This is a genomic window from Natronomonas marina (assembly GCF_024298905.1).
Classification (GTDB): Archaea; Halobacteriota; Halobacteria; order Halobacteriales; family Haloarculaceae; genus Natronomonas; species Natronomonas marina.
Map to the genome: position 1 here is coordinate 887032 of NZ_CP101154.1, position 18343 is coordinate 905374.

The window sequence follows — 18343 nt, forward strand, 5'->3', positions numbered from 1 at the left end:
ACGGCGGCTCGAATCGACAACCCTTAAAGTCGCGGCGACAGTTCGTACCGATATGGCTGGAACTATCGAGGTACTCGTCCCCGGCGGGCAGGCTGACCCGGGACCGCCGCTCGGTCCCGAACTCGGCCCGACCCCCGTGGACGTTCAGGCGGTCGTCAACGAGATCAACGAGCAGACCGAGGCCTTCGACGGCACCGAGGTCCCCGTCACCGTCGAGTACGACGACGACGGCTCCTTCAGTATCGACGTCGGCGTCCCGCCGACCGCGGCGCTCATCAAAGACGAACTCGGCTTCGAGACCGGCTCCGGCGAGCCCAACGAGGAGTTCGTCGCCGACATGTCGGCCGAACAGCTGAAGACCGTCGCCGAGCAGAAGCTCCCGGACCTGCTGGGCTACGACGTCCGCAACGCCGCGAAGGAGGTCGCCGGCACCTGCGTCTCGCTCGGCGTCACCATCGAGGGCGAGGACGCCCGGACGTTCAACCAGCGCCTGGAGAACGGCGAGTTCGACGGCGTCTTTGACGAGGCTGAAGCGCCAGCGTAAGCCGAGTCAAAGGCTCGAAAACGAGCAAAGCGAGTTTTCGGTGTGTTCGCCGAAGCGGAGCCCGCGGCGTAGCGGAGGCGAACACTGGAAAGGACGAACGGAGTGAGTCTTTTCAACGTCTTTGACGAGGCTAAAGCGCCAGCGTAAGCCGAGTCAAAGGCTCGAAAAACACCCTCCCGATACGGCCCGCCTTCTCTTTACCCTGGCGCGCCTACCGCGAGGCGTGAGCGACCACGCCGAGGTCCCGACCGACCACCCGGTGTTGCTGTTCGACGGCGTCTGTAACCTCTGCAACGGTCTGGTCCAGTGGATCATCGAGCGGGACCCCGAGGCCGAGTTCCGGTTCGCCGCGCTGCAATCGGAGGCGGGGCAGGCGCTCCTGGACCGGAACGACCTTCCGACGGCGGATTTCGACACCGTCGTCCTCGTGGAGGGCGGCGAGTACTACACGAAGTCGATGGCCGCGCTGCGGGTGCTGAAACGGCTCGGCCTCCCGTACTCGCTCGCCTATCCCGCGGTTCTGGTGCCGCGGTTCGTCCGGGACTGCGTCTACGACATCGTCGCCGAGCACCGGTACGGCTGGTTCGGCCGCCGGGAGTCGTGCATGCGGCCGACGCCGGAACTGGAGGCGCGGTTCCTCGACGGCGCGTCCCCGGCTCGCGGTAACCACTAAGGGTCGACGGACGGAAGGGTTCGTGTGGACAGGACATCCATCCACCCGGCGACCGACGACGAACTCGGGTACGTCGAGTCGCTGCTGGACGCGGCGGATCTGCCCACGGCCGACGTGCGTTCCGGCGACGCCACCTTCTATCTCGCGCGTCGCGGCGGCGAACGGGTCGGAGTCGGCGGCCTGGAGGTCCACGGAGCCGACGGCCTGCTCCGGTCGCTCGTCGTCGAGGAGTCCGCACGCGGGGAGGGCATCGGGAACGCGCTCTGTACGGGCCTCGAAGGGGAAGCCGGGCGGGCGGGCGTCGGGACGCTCTTCCTGCTGACGACCACCGCGGCGGCGTTCTTCGCGGCCCGCGGCTACGAGCGCGTCGAACGGTCGGCGGTACCGACAGCGATTCGGGGGACGGCCCAGTTCGGGGAGCTCTGTCCGGCGACGGCGACGTGTCTCCGCAAGGGGCTGTGAGCCGTCGCCACCGGCGCAGCGGTTCGACGGCCTTAAGTACGTCATCCTCCTCGCTGGAAACGAGACAGGCGTAGCCTGTTTCACACCGTAGGAGCCCGCGTGGCAACAACTACGGAGGTGAACGATGGCAGATTCGATAGAGGACGCAGTATCTCGCGCACTCGACGAGGCACCCGAGCGGAACTTCCGTGAGACGGTGGACCTCGCTATCAACCTGCGCGACCTAGACCTAGACGACCCCAACAACCGGGTAGACGAGAGCATCGTCCTACCGTCGGGTACGGGCCAGGACACGCGCATCGTCGTCTTCGCGGAGGGCGAGACCGCCCTCCGTGCCGAGGAGGTGGCCGACGAGGTGCTCGACGGCGAGGACCTCGAGGACCTCGGCGACGACGATGACGCGGCGAAAGATCTGGCGGACGAGACGGACTTCTTCATCGCGGAAGCCGACATGATGCAGGACATCGGTCGCTACCTCGGGACCGTGCTCGGTCCCCGGGGGAAGATGCCGACGCCCCTGCAACCGGACGACGACGTCGTCGAGACGGTCAACCGGATGAAGAACACCGTCCAGGTTCGCTCCCGCGACCGGCGGACGTTCCACACGCGCGTCGGCGCCGACGACATGACCGCCGACGAGATTTCGGACAACATCGACGTCATCCTGCGCCGACTGTTCACGGACCTCGAGAAGGGCCCGCAGAACATCGACGCGGTGTACGTGAAGACGACGATGGGTCCGGCGGTGGAGGTGCCCGCATGAGCGCCGAGCGGAAGACCGAGACGATTCCCGAGTGGAAGCGCGAGGAGGTCGACGACATCGTCGGCTTCCTCGAGCGGTACGACTCCGTCGGGGTCGTCGACATCACCGGCATCCCGAGCCGCCAGCTGCAGGACATGCGCCGTGAACTGCACGGCACCGCTGCGCTGCGCATCTCGCGGAACACGCTCATCGAGCGGGCCCTGGAGGAGGTCGACGAGGGGCTGGAGGACCTCACGGAGCACGTCTCCGGACAGGTCGGTCTCATCGGCACCAACGACAACCCCTTCGGTCTCTACCAGCAGCTCGAGGAGTCGAAGACGCCGGCGCCGATCAACGCCGGCGAGGTCGCCCCCAACGACATCGTCATCCCAGAGGGTGACACCGGCATCGACCCCGGACCGTTCGTCGGCGACCTGCAGTCCGTCGGCGCCAACGCCCGCATCGAGGGCGGCTCCATCAAGGTCGTCGAGGACTCCACCGTCCTCGAGACCGGCGAAGAGGTCTCGACGGACCTGGCGAACGTGCTGGGCGAACTCGGCATCGAGCCCAAGGAGGTCGGTCTCGACCTCCGGAGCGTCTTCTCGGAGGGCGTGCTGTTCGCCCCGGAGGAACTCGACATCGACGTCGAGGCCTACCGCGCGGACGTCGAGTCCGCCGCGGCGGCGGCGCGGAACCTCGCTATCAACGCCGAGTATCCGACCGCACGGACCGTCCCCTCGCTGCTGGCGAAGGCAAGCGGTCAGGCCAAGTCCGTCGGCATCTCGGCGTCCGTCGAGAGTCCGGACCTGGCCGACGACCTCGTCTCGAAGGCCGACGCACAGGTGCGCGCCCTGGCGGCGGCCATCGACGACGAGGAGGCGCTGCCGGAGGAACTCCGGGACGTCGAGGCTCCCGCGGCCGGTGCCGAACCGGACGCCGAGCCCGAGTCCGAGGCCGACGACGCCGACGAGGACGACGAGGACGACGACGAGGTATCGAGCGACGAAGAACCTGCCGAGGCCGACGACGCCGACGACGACGAGGACGGCGGCGAGGCGCTCGGCGACATGTTCGGGTGATTCACAATGGAATACGTTTACGCAGCACTCATCCTGCACGAGACCGACGAAGAGATCAACGAAGACAACCTGACGGACGTCCTCGAGGCGGCCGGCGTCGACGTCGAGGAGTCCCGCGTCAAGGCGCTCGTCGCGGCGCTTGAAGACGTCGACGTCGAGGAGGCCATCGAGACGGCCGCCGCGGTCCCCGCCGGGGGCGGCGGTGGCGGCACCGCGGGCGGCGCGGCCGAGGCCGACGCCGACGCGGAGACCGAGGAGGCCGACGAAGAGGAGGCCGACGAAGAGGAGGCCGACGACGGCGACGACGAGGACGAAGGCGACGGCGGCGAGGGCCTCGGCGAGCTGTTCGGCTGACGAGGGCCACGACACCTTCTCACTTTATCGGGTCGATAGCGGCAGCGCCGCCGTGACGTCCGCGGGTTCAAGTAGGAAGCCGCGGCCAGTCCGCCGCGATGGACTCGCTGCTCGCGGCGGAGCCGGTGTTGGCCTGCTGTTTCGTGGTCTGTGGAGTCTGTCTCGGGACCGCCAGCGGCCTGGTGCCGGGGCTGCACGCCAACAACATGGCGTTCCTGCTTGCGGGCGTCGCACCGTCGGTGCCGGGACCGCCGCTGTACGTCGGAATGGCGATGCTCGCGGCCGGCGTCGTCCACACGTTCCTCGACGTCGTGCCCTCGCTCGCACTCGGCGTGCCCGACGCCTCGATGGCCGCCGTCGCCCTGCCGGGGCACCGACTCGTGCTGGAGGGCCGCGGCCGGGAGGCGCTTCGGCTCTCGGCGCTGGGCAGCGGCGGCGCCGTCCTGCTGGCGGTGCCGCTGGCGATTCCCGTGACGCGGCTGATGGTCGCCGCCTGGCCGACCATCCGGGCGAACCTCTCCGTGGTGATCCTCGCCGTCGCCGCACTGCTGGTCGTCACCGAGGGGACGCCGACATCGATGGTAGGGGCGGCCGTCTCGCTGCTGTCCAGCGGGTTGCTCGGCGTGGCGACGCTCGACCTCTCGCCGTCGGCGCCGCTGTCGGCCGGCGGCATCCTCGCGCCGCTTTTCGCCGGCCTGTTCGGCGCGCCGGTCCTCGTCGACGCCCTCGGTAGCGGCGGGATTCCGCCGCAGGAAGAGTCGACCATCGCCGTCTCCCGACCGGAGGTCGCCGGCCTGACCGGGGTCGGCACCGTCGCCGGCGCCATCGTCGGGTACGTGCCGGCGGTCTCCAGCGCCATCGCGGCGACGGTCGCACTGCTCGCGGTCCCCGGCCGGTACGGCGCCCGCGGATTCGTGATAGCGACCTCCGGCGTCAACACCTCGAACGCGATTTTCGCGCTGTTCGCGCTGGTGGCGCTGGGGTCGCCGCGGACGGGCGTGCTCGTCGCCGTCGACGCCGTCGGGGCGCCGCTGTCGCTGGGGCACCTGCTGGCGGCCGTCGCCGCTGCGGCGGCTGCCGGCTTCCTGCTCGTCGTCGCCGTCGGGGACCGCTATCTCGCCGTCGTCGGCCGACTGGACGCGACGAAACTCTCGGTGGCGATACTCCTCGGATTGGCCGTCCTCTCCTTTCTGTTCGCCGGCGCGGTCGGCGTCGTCGCCTATCTGGCTGCGGCCGTCGTCGGACTGGTCCCCGCCCGGTTCCGGGCGCGCCGGGCCAACCTGATGGGCGTGCTGTTCGGGCCGATACTGGTCGGCTAGTCGGCCGGAACCTGGACGGTGTAGGTCTCGGTGTAGCCGTCGCTGTAGTAGACTTCCAGCCGCACCACGAGTACGTCGCTGCCTCCGAAGGCGTCGTCGGCCGTGAACTCCAGCGTTAGCGTGTCGGTTTCGTAGCGCCCGATTGGCTCGAGGACGTCGCCGAAGGGTGCCACCGGACCGCCTGCGACCGCGTTCAGTTCGTCGATGTCGTCGTTGTCCGTCGCCGCGTCCGAGCCGGTCTGTACGTCTTCGAGTACCTGCGGACCAGGACGGGTCTGGACGATGTCTTCCTGGATGAGACTGAAATCGGAGCCGAAGAGGTCGGCGGCGTCGTCCACGATACCACCGAGTGTTCCCGAGAGCCCGCTCCGGGAGGCGACCTCCTCCGCATCGAGCCGACGGGTTTCGACGAGCTTGACGCCGAGGATGTTCCGTTCCGGGCCGAGGTTCTGGAGGCCGACGTCGACCTCGTCGTCGGCGTCGCCCGGGGCCGCCCCCGCAAGCGTCACCGGCGGTTCCTCGAATCCGACGTAAACCGGACGGTCGAGCGAGACGTTCGGTACGCCGGCCGCATCGGGGAGGGAAAACCGGACCACGGCGGCCTCCAGACTGTTCGGCGCGCTGTAGGTGACCGTCGCGTTCCCGTCGGGACCGGTCGTGACCTCCGTCGCGTCGGTCGCGGTCCCGGCGTCGACGAGGTCGCCCTCGCCGCTCGAGAGGTTCGCATCGAGCGTCACGCCGGGGACCGGGTTGTTGTACTGGTCGTAGACTCGCACGCTTGCGGTCCCGTTCGATCCGAGGTCGACACCCGCGTCGCCGACCGATCGCATGTAGACCGGGGCTGCCCGTTCGGCGTCCCCGAACCCGACGACTGCGGTCTCGAGCTGGTACCGGATACCCGGCTCCAGTTCGACGAGAAGCGTGTTCCGCGGCGAGCCCTCGACGACCGAGACGGATCGGACGTGGCCGCCGTTTTCGACCCGCTGCGGTGCCAGCGTCTCGTTCCACGTCGACTCCTCCAGCATGGTGGGAACCGCCACGACAACCGGTTCACCCGGCCGGGCGTTCTCCACCGGCAGTCGCTGGCTCGGCCCGCTTTTGAGCACCGGCTGGATCCGCCCGGAACCCGCCTCGCTCTGCCGGTACTCGCCGTCGAACATCGTCAGTTCGATCCGGTTGCCGTCGACGAGCCGCTGGTCGTCGACGATTCGTTCGTCGTCGAAGGCCCGGTATCTGACGCCGACCTCGCGGACGATGCGCGGGGCAGCGTCGTACTCGTTGTAATCCGGTTCGTACACGAGGGACCGCGAGGAGTACGTCTGTATCGACTCGTTGAACAGGACCGGTCGATCGGTGGCGACCGAAGCGTTGACCAGCGCGACGGTCCCGGTCTCGCCGGTCCGCAGCGTCCCCGAGGGGTCCGGGGGGTTGAACGTGAAGAGCCGGGTCGGATACTGCGTGCCAAGCCGGAACCCGACGGCCGTGCTGTCGCCGGTATCGACCGCGGTGTCGATCGACTCGCCGAGGCGATCGAAGTCCTCTTCGACCGCCTGGCTGTGTTCGTACTCCACGCCAGCGTTCGCGTTGGGAACCGCATACAGTTGCACGAACGACAGGGCGGCTATCAGTAGCCCGAAGACGAGTACCGCACCGATGACTTCCGAGACCGCACGCTCGTCTCGCCGGAGAGACATTGCACGTAGCACGACTGACTTAAGTAAATGGATTATCCCGGCGTTTGACGGTTATTTAAAAATATCCGAGGACAGGTTCCCCGTCGAGGGGTCGAAACCGCACGTCAGGCGGGATGACGGACGCCGGCCAGCAGCCGGTCGACGTTCTCCCGCTCGTCGATATCGGCGGGGTGGACGCCGACGGTGACGATGAAGTCGCCGCCGTCGGAACGCTCGCTTTCGCCCTTTGCAATGTGGAGGTTCACCGTCGTCGACTGCCCCTCCGTTTCGGCGTCGGCCTCGTATCGGCCGACTGGGACCGTCTCGCCGAGCAGTTCGGCCTCTCGCTCGTCGAGTTTCCGGACGTTCTCGATGGTCCCGTACTGCTCTTGGACCGTCATCGCCAGGTCGTCGTTGTCCATGTCGGCGACGGGGTTTGCGGGTTCGCCGGGGACGAGGGTCACCTCGGGGGAGGCGAGGACGGTAAACCGGGCGAGTTCGCCGCCCACGCCGAGCGGGAGGTCGACCGACCGGGAGTACTCGGTCAGTTTGTTGACGACGACAACGGTGCGGTCGACGTTCTGGTAGTTCTTCTCCCGTCGGGTCTCCGTCCGGTTGGCCTCGGTGTAGTTCGTCGCCGAGCGGGCCGCCTCGGTGACGACGCCCCGTTCGGCCTCGAACCTCGCCTCGCCCTGCGTCAGGAGCCTGGTACAGCCGCCGAAAAGCAGGGCGGCCGGGACGCCCGCCAGCACCGCGCGTCGTTTCATGAGCCCTGCTATCGACCGAACCGGTATAAGTCGTCTGGCTTCAATTTCGCGCCCGTTGACTGGTTCGAGTGCCACCGGTCGCTCACGACATCGAGGGGAGTGCTCCCGCCCCACTCTCGCGCGCGCCGAGAGCCGCGAGGCTGGCCCAGTTCCGGTTCGTCGAGGTGTGCTCGAGCGTCCGGGTCGCTCCGGGGGTCCAGCAGGGGAATCGTCGGCGTGGCCGCCGAACGCCGCCCGAATCGGGCCGTCAGCCCGAACCGTTAATGTCTCGTTAAAGGCTTTTTCAGGCTTTCTTACGGGAGATCTGCTCAGTCGCGCTCCGATTGGCTTATGTATCTACTAACCGAGGTAAGGGTATGCTACTCGCCGAGGTGACGAACGAATGAGCTACCCGGACGGCCAGAACACGTCGGACCCCACGGCCGATATGCTCCTCCAGAAGCTGCAGGCCAGCGGGAACGCCGACGACGGCGCCGACGACGACCCGGCGGCCGAAACCGCGGCACTCCTCTCCGAGACGGCCGATACCGTTCACGGCGGCGACGAACTGCGCGTCGACGACGGACTGGTCAAGCAGTCGCTGTCCGACCTGCTGCTGTTGCTCGTCGGACTCCGGCGCGACGACGCCCACGGCAAGGGCGTCATGAACGACCTGAACCGGTTCTTCGGGACACAGCTCAGCCCCGGGACGGTGTATCCGGCCCTCCACGAACTCGAGGAGGAGGGCCTCCTCGATGTGCGCGAACTCGTCCAGACGAAGGAGTACTTCATCGACGACGAGGCAGCCGTCCGCGAGAGCCTGCAGGAGGCGATGACACAGCACCTCGCGATGGGGTTCCTCTTCCAGCGCGCACTCGAGGAACTCGACGAGCAGTAGGCGCGGCGTCGGTGGGGGGGAGGGGATGCCCCGACTCGGCGAGTCCGGTTCTCCGTTTTCGACGACGACGACCGGCGGGTCCGTGGGCCCGTCCGGCCGTGCCGCGACGACCCCGCCACGGCCGCGACCGCCGCGGGCAGCGGCGTTCCGAAACGGGACTCATTTGACGCTCGGCTCTCGAAGGCGTGACGATGAGACGGCGCGTCGGCACGAGCCTCTACGCCGGCCTGCTCTTCACGGCCCTCGGCGTCCTCGCGTGGGCGAGCGGTCAGCCGTTCGTCTTCCCGAGCCTCGGGCCGACGGCCTTCGTGCTCGCCTTCGACCGCCGCAGCGAGCGGACGCACGCCCGTCGGGTCGTCGGGAGCCACCTCGTCGGCGGCGTCGCCGGACTGGTGGCGTGGTCGCTGCTCGCCGCCGACACGCCGATCACCGCGACGCCACCGCCGTTCTCCGCGGCCGGCTTTCGGCTGGCCGCGGGTGCGACGGTCTCCATCGTGCTGACCAGCTGGGGGATGATCGCCACCGATACGATCCATCCGCCCGCCTGCGCCACGACGCTCATCGTCTCGCTCGGCCTGCTGTCGACGCCGCTCCGCGTCGGCATCATCGTCGGCAGCGTCACGATTCTCGTTGGATTCCACGCCGCTTCGCTCGCGGCCGTCGAGCGGGTTCTCGACGCGACCCCCCAGGAGTACCTCGACGCCGTGTAACCGGGGCTAGAGACGGTACGTCGGACCGTCGTCGGTGTCCTGGACCTCGATGCCCAGCGCCTCGAGGTCGTCCCGGAGCGCGTCGGCACGCTCGTAGTTGCCGGCCGCCCGCTCGCTCTCCCGGACGTCGAGGACGAGTTCGATCAGTTCGCCGGCCAGCGTCGCCTCGCCCTCGGCGTCGCCGTCGAAGTCGAATCCCAGGACGTCCTCGCCGAACTCCTCGAAGGTCTCGACGGCGGCCTTCAGACCCCGGTAGTCGTACTCCTCGCGTCCGTCGAGGTAGCTGTTGACCGCGCTCGCGAGGTCGAAAAGCGCCGCGAGCGCCTCCCGGGTGTTGAAGTCGTCGTTCATCGCCCCGGTGAACGACTCCCGGGCCGCCTCGACGCGGTCGCCGAGGTCCGAATCGACCTTCGTGCGGGCCGCCGCCGAGTCGACGGCCTCGACCGCCCGGTCGTGGGCGGTTTCGAGGCGCTCCCAGCGTTCGATGGCCTCCTCGATTGCGGCCTCGCTGTAGGTCTGCGTCGAGTTGTACGACGCCGACAGGAAGAACATCCGCAGGGGGCTGGTCCCGAACCGGTCGACGGCCTCCGAGACCGGGATGAAGTTGCCGAGGCTGGAGGACATCTTCTCGTCGCCCATCTGAAAGAGGTCGGCGTGGAGCCAGTAGCGGGCGAACTGCTGGCCGGTCGCCGCCTCGCTCTGGGCGATCTCGTTTTCGTGGTGCGGGAAGACGAGGTCCCGGCCGCCCATGTGGATGTCGAGCGTCTCGCCGAGGTGCGTCATCGACATCGCCGAGCACTCGATGTGCCACCCGGGGCGGCCCTCGCCCCACGGCGACTCCCAGGTCTCGCCGTCGGGCGCCTCGACGTCGTACTCGCGGTCGTCGTGGCGGTGCTCGGCGACGGCCGAGTCGTCCACGCCGTCGGCCTTCCAGAGCGCGAAGTCGGCGGGATGCCGTTTCTCGGCGCGCTCGTCGTCGGGACCCTGGGCCTCGACGTCCTCGAGGCGCTGGTTCGAGAGCTTCCCGTAGTCGGGGAACTCGGTGACGTCGAAGTAGACCGAGCCGTTGGACTCGTAGGCGTAGCCCTTCTCGACGAGCGTCTCCACGAGGTCGATTATCTCGGGGACGTGCTCGGTGACGCGGGGGTACACCTCCGCGCGCCGGAGGTTCAGAGAGCGCATGTCGGCCAGTAGTCGGTCGATGAACGTCGAGGCGACCGCCCGCTCGTCGTCGCCGAGCGTCCCCTCGTCGTCGCTCCGCTCGCCGATCCGGGCGACGATCTTCTCGTTGACGTCGGTGATGTTCTCGACGTGGCGGACGCCGTAGCCGAGGTGCTCCAGCCAGCGGTGGATGGTGTCGACGTGGACCCACGTCCGGGCGTGGCCGAGGTGGGCCTCGTCGGAGACCGTCAGCCCGCAGTAGTACAGCAGAACGTCGTCGGGGTCGGCCGGCTCGAACGCCTCGCGCTCGCCGGAGAGCGTGTTCAACACGCGCAGCGTCATTACCGGAGCGTCGCTCCCGGTCGGTTTCAAAGCGTCGCTTGCGGGGTCGTCGGGGCCCGGCGTTCAGCGGTTTCGAGGCGGAGCCTCCGGCCTCAAGAAGCGAGGACTTCCGACACCAGTCGGAAGGACGACGCGAGTAGGCCGGGGAGGAAGCCGACACGCTGGGAAGCAGGTGCCGTTGTTGCTGCTGTTCGACTCGCCACCCGATACACTTTTTCGGGGGGCAACCATACCAGTGCCTAGTGATACCGCTGCGCACACGTCGCCGGTATCACGGGCCGCAGTAGCCCGGCCCCCGAATGGTGGGGATGTTGACCCCGACGGTCGTTCGGTACGGGTGAGGAACGACCTTCCTCCCCGGCGACAACTGACGGCGAGTCCCACATCAAAGCCCCTCCCTCAACGAGCGAGGTCGCAAGACCGAGCGAAGTAGGGCGGGGTCGGTTACAGGGCAGCCTCGACGGCCCGGACCGCGTCGGCACCGTCCCGGCGGCCCACCACGACGGCGAGCGTCCCCTCGGCGCCGGCCGCGGCCGCGACGTCGACGTCGGCGGTCCGCAGGCGACCCAGCACGTCCGCCAGCGCGGCCGCCCCGAACTCGCCCTCGGCGACGACGGCGGTGTGGGAGCCGCCCGCGGCGGCGAAGGCCGTCTCCCCGACCGTCAGGAGCGCCTCGTCGTACTCGTCGGCGGGGCCGACGCCGGAGCGCATCGAGACGCTCGCCCGGCGGTCCGACGCCTCGTAGTCGTCGAGTTCCTCGGCGTAGCGGCGAAGCGCCGCCGCGACCGCCTCCTCCTCGCCGACGTCGAGAAATCGGGCGGCGGCGGTGTAGTTGACAACGCCCGCCCGCAGCGCCGTCTCGAGGAACGGCCGCTCGCGGACGGCTTCCCGGGCGTCGGCAGCGACTGTCATGACGGCCACTCGCGGCGGTGACCCAAGCCGGTGTCGGTTTCGGAGACGGGTTTTTGTTCCCGCCGGCCGACGCGCCGGCATGGACGGCATCGTCTTCTTCCGGACCGAACGGCCGGAAGCGGTCGTGGAGTTCTACCGGGAACGTGTCGGCGCCGACGTGTGGCTCGAACAGCCGGACTGCACCATCCTCCAGGCGGGGGCCTTCCGGTTCGGCTTCTGTGAGCGCGAGACGGCCGAGACCGAGGGCATCCTCACGTTCGTCGTCGACTCCCGGGACACGGTCGATTCGATGTACGAATCGCTCGAAGCCGTCGCCGACGGGGCGCCGCGGTACAACGACCGGTACGACATCTACCAGTTCTTCGGCGAGGACCCGGAGGGGCGGACCGTCGAGGTGCAGTGCTTCGAGCACGAGGGTGCGTGAACTACCGGGCCGCCGCGAGCAGGGCGTCGAACCGCCGTTTGCTCGTCTCGACGTGCTCGAAGCCGTCGCCGTACCGGAGCGTCTCGTGGGTGCAGGTGCCGCGCCAGTCCGTCTCGACCATCGCGGCCGCAAGCGGGGCGAACTCGACCCGGCCGAGGCCGACCGGCAGGTGCTCGTCGTCGCCGTCGTGGCGGGTGTCGTTCAGGTGAACGTGGGCGATGCGGTCGCCGTGCTCCCGGAGGAAGGCGGCCTGGTCGGCGCCGTCCATCCCGGAGACGTAGGCGTGGCCGGTGTCGAGACACATCGACGCCTCCGTCGCCGAGAGCAGGGCCGGAAAGTCGGTCACGTCCACGAAGTCGCCCTTGAGGTTCTCCGCACAGACGGTGACGCCGCGGTCGGCGCCGTACTCCTGCAGGCGGCGGACCGACCCGTGGATGGCCTCGACGACAGTCTCGGCGTCCCAGTGGAACGGTCGGGCGAACGACCGGGCGTGGAGGACGGCCCGCCGGGCGTCGAGTTCGGCCGCGACGTCGATGTGGGCCTCCAGTTCCCGGCACGCGCCCGCCCGGGCCTCGGGGAACGGCGACCCGATGTCGACGGTGAAGGGCAGGTGGACGACGACGTCGAGGCCGTGCTCCGCGGCCGCCGCCCGGACGGCCGACGCGTCGATGGCGTCCCGGGAGAACCGCGCCTCCATGTTGAGTTCGACGTGGTCGAACCCGGCCTCGCCGGCGGCGGCGAAGGCCGGCCGGTAGTCCTCGCGGTGTTCGACCATGAACCCCTGACTGACCTGCATGGTTCGGGGTCGGTGCCGGCCGGCAAAAGGCGTGCGGTCGTCGCGGGCGGGCCGCCAGACAAGGGGCAAGCCGGTCGGGTCCCGAAGCCCCTAAGAGCGCCGTGACCGTTGTCTCGGGTATGCAGGCGCTCGTCATCGTCGCCCACGGGTCGCACCTGAACCCGGACGCGAGCACCCCGACCTACGAGCACGCGGACACCGTCCGGAAGACCGGCGTCTTCGACGAGGTCCGGACCGCGTTCTGGAAGGAGGAGCCGTCGTTCCGCGAGGTGCTGCGGACCGTCGAGAGCGACGAGGTCTACGTCGTCCCGCTCTTCATCTCCGAGGGCTACTTCACCGAACAGGTGATCCCGCGCGAACTCCGCCTGGAGGAGTGGGACGAGGCGGCCTGGGAGTCCGACGGGACGAGCGCGACTCACGCGACACTGGAGGCGGCCGACGTCGGCAAGACCGTCCACTACTGCGGGCCGGTCGGCACCCACGACGCGATGAGCGACGTCATCGTCCGCCGCGCCGAGACGGTGACCGACGACCCCGACGTCGGCGAGGGGTTCGGTCTCGCGGTCGTCGGCCACGGCACCGAGCGCAACGAGAACTCCGCGAAGGCAATCGAGTACCACGCCGACCGCATCGCCGAGCGGAATCGCTTCGAGGAGGTGCGGGCGCTGTTCATGGACGAAGCACCCGAAATCGACGACGTGACCGACTTCTTCGACAGCGAGGACGTCGTGATAGTGCCGCTGTTCGTCGCCGACGGCTACCACACCCAGGAGGACATCCCAGAGGACGTGGGGCTGACCGACGACTACCGGACCGGCTGGGAGACGCCCGCGACGGTCGAGGGCCACCGCCTCTGGTACGCCGGCGCGGTCGGCACCGAGGCGCTGATGGCCGACGTCGTCCTCGAGCGGGCGGCCGAGGCCGGCGCCGACGTGGGCGACGCCGTCGAGACGGTCCGGCGCCGGACCCGCGTGGCCGGGGCGGAGACGAGCGCCGACGCGGGAGCGGGGGACTGACGTGAACGACGAACAGCTGGACGCCCTCGTCGCGGCCGCCGCCGAGGGCGTCGAGTGCGACGGTCTCCGGGTGAGCCGCGAGCCGGCGGGGTTCCGGTTCGAGACACCCGACGGGGACCACGGCGGTCTCGACGAGGCCGACCTTCGGGCGGTCGCCGACGAGAACCCCTGGTTCGTCTCCAACTGGTACTACTGGACCGAGGTCGACCGTCCGGCGGTCGAGACCGCGTTCCTCCGCTGGCTGGAGGGTGCCGACGGAACCGCGGTCCCGGAGCGCTACGAGGCGCTCGCGGAGGGCGTCGACGCCGCGTGGGGCGAACTCGAAATCGAGGTCGGCCTCGGCGACGACGGCCACCGGACCTACGAGGTCCGGCACGCCGAGGACGCCGACCGACCGGTCGAGGACCTGGAGGTGTACGCCGACCCGCTGGAGGCCCGCGAACTCGTCAAGTACGACGACCGGGGCCGGTACCGCCCGCTGAAGACCGCCCCGACGCTGGCCAGCGGGTGGGCCTTCGTCGACCTCGACGGGCGGTCGCTCGTCAGGGCGGTCGACGTCGTCTACCCGGCGACGGTGACCAACTGGCACCTCGAACGGGAGGGCGAGTTGGACGTGAGCCACTGGCGGGAGACGATGGAGCGACAGACGGGCATCTACGGCGTCATCGAGACGTGGGACCGCGGCGAGGGCCACGAGCACGTCGAGTGGGTCGCCGAGGCCTGCTGTGTCGATTCGCAGTGTCTGAAGCGCCGCGAGTGGGAGTACGACGACGGGACCGACCTCGCGGTCGACGGCGGCGACGGCGAGTTCCCCTGCCGGGAGCCGTGTTCGCTCGTCGTCGCGGCCGCCCGCAAGTGGACGAAACTCGAGGGCGAGGAGTCGCAGACCTACGAGTTCGAGCTGACGCCCAGCGAGAAGGAACAGGTCGAGGACATCATCGACGCCGTCGCCGACGGGACGGCCGAGGAGATACGCGAGGCCGATGTCTACGAGGGCGCCAACCGGTACCGGACGCGGTTCCTCCGCGCGAAGCGCTTCGACGACGAGGGCAACCTCTGTGGCGTCCCGACCGACGAGGAGTAGTCAGCTCAGGTAGTAGGCCGCGACCGCACAGAGCGCCGCCGCGACGACCGCGAAGGCGCCGAACACGAAGTCGATGCCGTCGGCGGAAAGGAGCGCACCGACCGCGAGCAGGACGGCGACCAGCCCCAGGACGACGACGGGGATGAGCCGGAGCGTCGAGGACGCGTCGGACGTGGTGGCGCCGCCGGCGGTCGGGTTCGAGCCGGTGGCCGCCAGTTCCGGGTCGACCTCGACGGGCTCGTCGTCGGTCGTCCGGTCGAAGACGACGTCGACGAAGCGCTTCTCGCGGCCGTGGGCCGCCACCACCTTCAGTTTCCCCCGGATGGTGTCGGCCGGCCACTCGCGGGGGTTCAGCACCTCGACCCGCACCCCGCGGGTCTCGCCGCTCTCGACGTAGTGGTTGGCCGCCTCCAGCCGGGCGACCCCCGAGAGGTCGTCGTCGAGGTGGAGGTGGACGTGGGTCGCCTCGCCGTGGTTCGTCAGTTCGACGACGAACGGGCCGTCGGCCTCGAACCGCTCGTCGACCTCGAGGGTGTGGAGGCCGTTCCGGTTGACGTCGACAGCGAGGGTGTCCGTCACGGGGGAGGGGTGACGCGGTGAGGATAAAAAGCCTCCCCCTCTCGCGGCCGGTCGCGGGGGCGGCGACCCGACCCCTCAGGCCGCCGCTTCCTCGCGCATGTCCGGCGGCAGGAGGTTCGGGATGCCGTCCTCGATGGGGTACTCCTCGCCGCAGTCGGTGCAGACGAGGCGGCCCTCCAGGATCTCCTCGTCGTCCTCGCGGATGACCTCGAGTTCGAGGTCGCTCTTGTCCAGCGGGCAGCACAGGATGTCCATCAGCGACTCCTTCATACCGTCGAGTGGGGGTGGCGCGGGCAAAAGTATGGCGGGTCGCCGCGCCGGGAGCGTTTTGCCCCGCCGACCCCAAGCCCGCCCGTGACCGGCGGCACCTATACGCTGCTGTTCGAACGGGTCGAGTCCGCGACCGTCGAGGTCGGCGCCCTGGGCGACCGGCACGTCCCCGCCGGCTGGTACGCCTACACCGGCAGCGCGCTCGGATCGGGCGGATTCGCCCGCGTCGACCGCCACTACGAACTCGCGGCCGGCGACCGGGAGACTCGCCACTGGCACGTCGACTACCTGCTCGGCGACTCGAAAACCGAGATGCGGGGCGACGTCCGCTCGTCCGGTGCCGACGTCGAGTGTGCGGTCGCCCGACGGCTCCCCGACGGGCCCGTCGAGGGGTTCGGCGCCTCGGACTGTGAGTGCCGGTCGCACCTGGCGTACGATTCGGACGGCGAGGCGCTTCGCGGAACCGTCGCGGCGCTACACCGTCGGCTCGCCGGGGAGTGAATCGGTGAAAAGCGGCCGAAAGTTCTACCCCCGGACGATGCGGATGCCGCTCACCAGGGCGACGAGCGCGACCGCCAGCAGGAGCAGGTAGACCCACTGCCCCGCGAACAGCGAGTCGACCAGGGTGGCGGAGCTCTCGACCGGCGTCGACGTGGAGTCGCCGGATGCCCCGTCGGTCACCGAGACGGTTTGGTTGGCGTCGCCCGCGATCGAGACCTCGTACTCGCCGGGGCTGTCGAAGGTGTGCTCCAGGGAGACGCTGCGCGTCTCGCCGGCCGGCACCTCGACCTGCTCGGTTGCCACCCGCTCGCCGTCGGCCAGCATCGACACGCGGACGCTCGCCGAACCGCTCTGGTCGGTGTTCTCAAGCGTCGCGTTGCCGAAGACCGCCTCGCCGACGCCGACCTCGCCGGGCGCCACCGAGGAGTTCGTGACCGTGACGTTGCCAGCCGCTTCGACGCCGGGAACGGCGTCGTCGGTGACCGTCACCGTCCGGGCCGTGCCGCCGCCGATGGCGACCTCGTACTCGCCGGGACTGTCGAAGGCGTGCGCCAGCGAGACGCTGCGCGTCTCGCCGGCCGGAATCGAGACGGTCTCGGAGGCCACCGCATCGCCGTCGACCAGCATCCGGACGACGACCGTTTCCGTGCCGCCGTCGGCGGTGTTCTCGACGGTCGCGTTGCCGAAGACCGTCTCGCCGACGCCGACCTCGCCCGGTTCTATCGAGGAGTCGGTGACGCTGACGTTCTCGACCGACTCGACGCCGCCGCCGGCGTCGCCGCCGTCACCGCTGCCGGCACCGGCGTCGCTGTCGTCCGTGCCGTCGCTGCCGTCGCCGTCGTTGTCGCCGCCATCGCTGTCGTCTCCATCATCACTGTCGCCGTCGTCTCCGTCGCCACTGTCCCCGTCGTCCCCGTCGTCTCCGTCACCGAAGCCGCCATCACCGCTGTCGCCGTCATCGCCGTCATCGCCGTCTCCGCCGTCGCCGCTATCCCCATCGTCGCCATCGCCACCGTCTCCGTCGTCTCCGTCTCCGCCGTCGCCGCTATCCCCATCGTCACCATCGCCACCGTCTCCGTCGTCGCCATCGCCACCGTCTCCGTCGTCGCCATCGCCACCGTCTCCGTCGTCACCGTCTCCGCCGTCTCCGCCGTCACCGCCGTCCGATTCCGCGCACTCCTCGGCGATAGTCGGCCCGCCGCCACCGCCGGAGGCGTTGAGGTCGACCCCGATGGGCACGTCCTGTCCGAGGAGACCGAGACAGACGTTCGCGTCGACGACGTCGTCCTCGCCGCCACCCTCGCAGTTGCTTCCGACCGCGTCGACACAGACATCCGCGTCGAGCACGTCGCTGTCGTTGTCCTCGGTGTCGTTCGTCCCGTCCTCGCTGCCGTCGTCACCATCGCCACCGTCTCCGTCGTCACCATCGCCACCGTCTCCGTCGTCACCATCGCCACCGTCTCCGTCGTCACCATCGCCACCGTCTCCGTCGTCACCGCCGTCCGATTCCGCGCACTCCTCGGCGATTGTCGGCCCGCCGCCATCGCCGGAGGCGTTGAGGTCGACCCCGACGGGGATGCCCTGCCCGAGGAGACCGAGACAGACGTTCGCGTCGACGACGTCGTCCTCGCCGCCACCCTCGCAGTTGCTTCCGACCGCGTCGACACAGACATCCGCGTCGAGCACGTCGCTGTCGTTGTCCTCGGTGCTCGGGAGGTTGTTCGCGTCGTCGGCGTCGTCGCTGTCGTCGCTCTCGTCGTCTTCGTCGTCATCGTCGTCGAAGAAGCTACCCGAGTCGGACGGGTCGTCGCCGTCGCCGTCCGGGGCCGATTCCTCGCTGTCGTCTGCCGATTCGTTGCTGTCACTATTCTCGTCGTCGTCGCCGTCGACCGCGTCGATGATGCCACCGACGAGGCCTCCATCGTCGGAGTCGTCCTGGAAGGACTCTGAAGAGGCCGCCGCTGCCGGCGCGACGGCGCTCAGGACCACCAGAACGGAGATGAGGAGGGCCCCCACTTTCGAGCCGTTCATACTGTATGAGGACAACTATTTCTGTAC

General features: G+C 69.4%; 21 protein-coding genes. 13 read left to right on the forward strand and 8 right to left on the reverse strand.

Translation table 11 applies throughout. The features are described 5' to 3' along the window. The first annotated feature begins 52 nt into the window (after positions 1-52). From NLF94_RS04735 to NLF94_RS04765, 7 genes are all read left to right on the forward strand, one after another. Positions 53-544 carry a 50S ribosomal protein L11 gene (locus NLF94_RS04735; RefSeq protein WP_254840316.1) on the forward strand — a complete coding sequence of 164 codons (492 nt, stop codon included), beginning with the start codon at positions 53-55 and terminating at the stop codon, positions 542-544. A gap of 223 nt (positions 545-767) precedes the next feature. Further along, positions 768-1217, forward strand: coding sequence for a thiol-disulfide oxidoreductase DCC family protein (locus NLF94_RS04740; RefSeq protein ID WP_254840317.1), 450 nt, complete (start codon positions 768-770; stop codon positions 1215-1217). A gap of 24 nt (positions 1218-1241) precedes the next feature. After that, positions 1242-1679 (forward strand): arsenic resistance N-acetyltransferase ArsN2, encoded by a 438-nt coding sequence (gene arsN2, locus NLF94_RS04745; RefSeq protein ID WP_254840318.1) that lies wholly within the window; start codon positions 1242-1244, stop codon positions 1677-1679. 124 nt (positions 1680-1803) lie between these two features. Beyond that, positions 1804-2442 carry a 50S ribosomal protein L1 gene (locus NLF94_RS04750; protein WP_254840319.1) on the forward strand — a complete coding sequence of 213 codons (639 nt, stop codon included), beginning with the start codon at positions 1804-1806 and terminating at the stop codon, positions 2440-2442. Continuing rightward, on the forward strand, positions 2439-3500 hold the full coding sequence (locus NLF94_RS04755) for a 50S ribosomal protein L10 (protein ID WP_254840320.1): 1062 nt from the start codon (positions 2439-2441) through the stop codon (positions 3498-3500). The genes NLF94_RS04750 and NLF94_RS04755 overlap by 4 nt, the downstream gene beginning before the upstream one ends. 6 nt (positions 3501-3506) lie before the next feature. Continuing rightward, positions 3507-3854: a 50S ribosomal protein P1 gene (gene rpl12p / locus NLF94_RS04760; protein ID WP_254840321.1), complete on the forward strand. Its 348-nt coding sequence runs from the start codon at positions 3507-3509 to the stop codon at positions 3852-3854. Between the two features lie 98 nt (positions 3855-3952). Continuing rightward, complete coding sequence (locus NLF94_RS04765) at positions 3953-5173, forward strand: tripartite tricarboxylate transporter permease (RefSeq protein WP_254840322.1); 1221 nt, start codon at positions 3953-3955, stop codon at positions 5171-5173. On the opposite strand, the gene NLF94_RS04770 is transcribed toward NLF94_RS04765, so the two are convergent. After that, the gene (locus NLF94_RS04770; protein WP_254840323.1) at positions 5170-6867 is read right to left on the reverse strand and encodes an Ig-like domain-containing protein; all 1698 of its coding nucleotides are present in this window, start codon (positions 6865-6867) and stop codon (positions 5170-5172) included. The genes NLF94_RS04765 and NLF94_RS04770 overlap by 4 nt on opposite strands. Before the next feature lie 104 nt (positions 6868-6971). Then, on the reverse strand, positions 6972-7613 hold the full coding sequence (locus NLF94_RS04775) for a DUF6517 family protein (protein WP_254840324.1): 642 nt from the start codon (positions 7611-7613) through the stop codon (positions 6972-6974). A 382-nt stretch (positions 7614-7995) separates the two neighbouring features. On the opposite strand from NLF94_RS04775, the gene NLF94_RS04780 reads away from it, so the two are divergent. Next, positions 7996-8490 carry a helix-turn-helix transcriptional regulator gene (locus NLF94_RS04780; RefSeq protein ID WP_254840325.1) on the forward strand — a complete coding sequence of 165 codons (495 nt, stop codon included), beginning with the start codon at positions 7996-7998 and terminating at the stop codon, positions 8488-8490. 191 nt (positions 8491-8681) lie between these two features. Continuing rightward, positions 8682-9200: an HPP family protein gene (locus tag NLF94_RS04785; RefSeq protein WP_254840326.1), complete on the forward strand. Its 519-nt coding sequence runs from the start codon at positions 8682-8684 to the stop codon at positions 9198-9200. A gap of 6 nt (positions 9201-9206) precedes the next feature. On the opposite strand, the gene cysS is transcribed toward NLF94_RS04785, so the two are convergent. Both cysS and NLF94_RS04795 read right to left on the reverse strand, forming a co-directional pair. Further along, a complete protein-coding gene (gene cysS / locus NLF94_RS04790; RefSeq protein ID WP_254840327.1) occupies positions 9207-10703 on the reverse strand; it encodes a cysteine--tRNA ligase in 1497 nt (498 codons plus the stop codon). 444 nt (positions 10704-11147) lie between these two features. Further along, entirely contained in the window at positions 11148-11615 is a 468-nt protein-coding gene (locus NLF94_RS04795; protein WP_254840328.1) for a DUF7523 family protein, read from the reverse strand. Positions 11616-11694: 79 nt separating this feature from the next. On the opposite strand from NLF94_RS04795, the gene NLF94_RS04800 reads away from it, so the two are divergent. Then, positions 11695-12039 carry a VOC family protein gene (locus NLF94_RS04800; RefSeq protein WP_254840329.1) on the forward strand — a complete coding sequence of 115 codons (345 nt, stop codon included), beginning with the start codon at positions 11695-11697 and terminating at the stop codon, positions 12037-12039. A gap of 1 nt (position 12040) precedes the next feature. Here NLF94_RS04800 and NLF94_RS04805 read toward each other — a convergent pair whose 3' ends face one another. Beyond that, entirely contained in the window at positions 12041-12835 is a 795-nt protein-coding gene (locus NLF94_RS04805; protein ID WP_254840330.1) for a sugar phosphate isomerase/epimerase family protein, read from the reverse strand. Between the two features lie 119 nt (positions 12836-12954). Here NLF94_RS04805 and NLF94_RS04810 point away from each other — a divergent pair, with 119 nt between their 5' ends. Further along, on the forward strand, positions 12955-13851 hold the full coding sequence (locus NLF94_RS04810) for a CbiX/SirB N-terminal domain-containing protein (RefSeq protein ID WP_254840331.1): 897 nt from the start codon (positions 12955-12957) through the stop codon (positions 13849-13851). A 1-nt stretch (position 13852) separates the two neighbouring features. After that, complete coding sequence (locus tag NLF94_RS04815) at positions 13853-14935, forward strand: DR2241 family protein (RefSeq protein ID WP_254840332.1); 1083 nt, start codon at positions 13853-13855, stop codon at positions 14933-14935. On the opposite strand, the gene NLF94_RS04820 is transcribed toward NLF94_RS04815, so the two are convergent. Then, a complete protein-coding gene (locus NLF94_RS04820; RefSeq protein WP_254840333.1) occupies positions 14936-15514 on the reverse strand; it encodes a DUF7524 family protein in 579 nt (192 codons plus the stop codon). 75 nt (positions 15515-15589) lie between these two features. Then, complete coding sequence (locus tag NLF94_RS04825) at positions 15590-15784, reverse strand: methytransferase partner Trm112 (RefSeq protein WP_254840334.1); 195 nt, start codon at positions 15782-15784, stop codon at positions 15590-15592. Between the two features lie 84 nt (positions 15785-15868). On the opposite strand from NLF94_RS04825, the gene NLF94_RS04830 reads away from it, so the two are divergent. Then, positions 15869-16285 (forward strand): GIY-YIG nuclease family protein, encoded by a 417-nt coding sequence (locus tag NLF94_RS04830; RefSeq protein WP_254840335.1) that lies wholly within the window; start codon positions 15869-15871, stop codon positions 16283-16285. Positions 16286-16309: 24 nt separating this feature from the next. Here NLF94_RS04830 and NLF94_RS04835 read toward each other — a convergent pair whose 3' ends face one another. Further along, positions 16310-18316 (reverse strand): Ig-like domain-containing protein, encoded by a 2007-nt coding sequence (locus NLF94_RS04835; RefSeq protein ID WP_254840336.1) that lies wholly within the window; start codon positions 18314-18316, stop codon positions 16310-16312. Between the last annotated feature and the right edge of the window lie 27 nt (positions 18317-18343).

Excerpts from the sequence above, each read along its gene's own strand:
- NLF94_RS04735 (WP_254840316.1), top strand. The coding sequence starts at position 53 with ATGGCTGGAACTATCGAGGTACTCGTCCCCGGCGGGCAGGCTGACCCG.
- NLF94_RS04750 (WP_254840319.1), top strand. The coding sequence starts at position 1,804 with ATGGCAGATTCGATAGAGGACGCAGTATCTCGCGCACTCGACGAGGCA.
- NLF94_RS04755 (WP_254840320.1), top strand. The coding sequence starts at position 2,439 with ATGAGCGCCGAGCGGAAGACCGAGACGATTCCCGAGTGGAAGCGCGAG.
- rpl12p (WP_254840321.1), top strand. The coding sequence starts at position 3,507 with ATGGAATACGTTTACGCAGCACTCATCCTGCACGAGACCGACGAAGAG.
- NLF94_RS04765 (WP_254840322.1), top strand. The coding sequence starts at position 3,953 with ATGGACTCGCTGCTCGCGGCGGAGCCGGTGTTGGCCTGCTGTTTCGTG.
- NLF94_RS04770 (WP_254840323.1), bottom strand. The coding sequence starts at position 6,867 with ATGTCTCTCCGGCGAGACGAGCGTGCGGTCTCGGAAGTCATCGGTGCG.
- NLF94_RS04775 (WP_254840324.1), bottom strand. The coding sequence starts at position 7,613 with ATGAAACGACGCGCGGTGCTGGCGGGCGTCCCGGCCGCCCTGCTTTTC.
- NLF94_RS04780 (WP_254840325.1), top strand. The coding sequence starts at position 7,996 with ATGAGCTACCCGGACGGCCAGAACACGTCGGACCCCACGGCCGATATG.
- NLF94_RS04785 (WP_254840326.1), top strand. The coding sequence starts at position 8,682 with ATGAGACGGCGCGTCGGCACGAGCCTCTACGCCGGCCTGCTCTTCACG.
- cysS (WP_254840327.1), bottom strand. The coding sequence starts at position 10,703 with ATGACGCTGCGCGTGTTGAACACGCTCTCCGGCGAGCGCGAGGCGTTC.
- NLF94_RS04795 (WP_254840328.1), bottom strand. The coding sequence starts at position 11,615 with ATGACAGTCGCTGCCGACGCCCGGGAAGCCGTCCGCGAGCGGCCGTTC.
- NLF94_RS04800 (WP_254840329.1), top strand. The coding sequence starts at position 11,695 with ATGGACGGCATCGTCTTCTTCCGGACCGAACGGCCGGAAGCGGTCGTG.
- NLF94_RS04805 (WP_254840330.1), bottom strand. The coding sequence starts at position 12,835 with ATGCAGGTCAGTCAGGGGTTCATGGTCGAACACCGCGAGGACTACCGG.
- NLF94_RS04810 (WP_254840331.1), top strand. The coding sequence starts at position 12,955 with ATGCAGGCGCTCGTCATCGTCGCCCACGGGTCGCACCTGAACCCGGAC.
- NLF94_RS04825 (WP_254840334.1), bottom strand. The coding sequence starts at position 15,784 with ATGAAGGAGTCGCTGATGGACATCCTGTGCTGCCCGCTGGACAAGAGC.
- NLF94_RS04835 (WP_254840336.1), bottom strand. The coding sequence starts at position 18,316 with ATGAACGGCTCGAAAGTGGGGGCCCTCCTCATCTCCGTTCTGGTGGTC.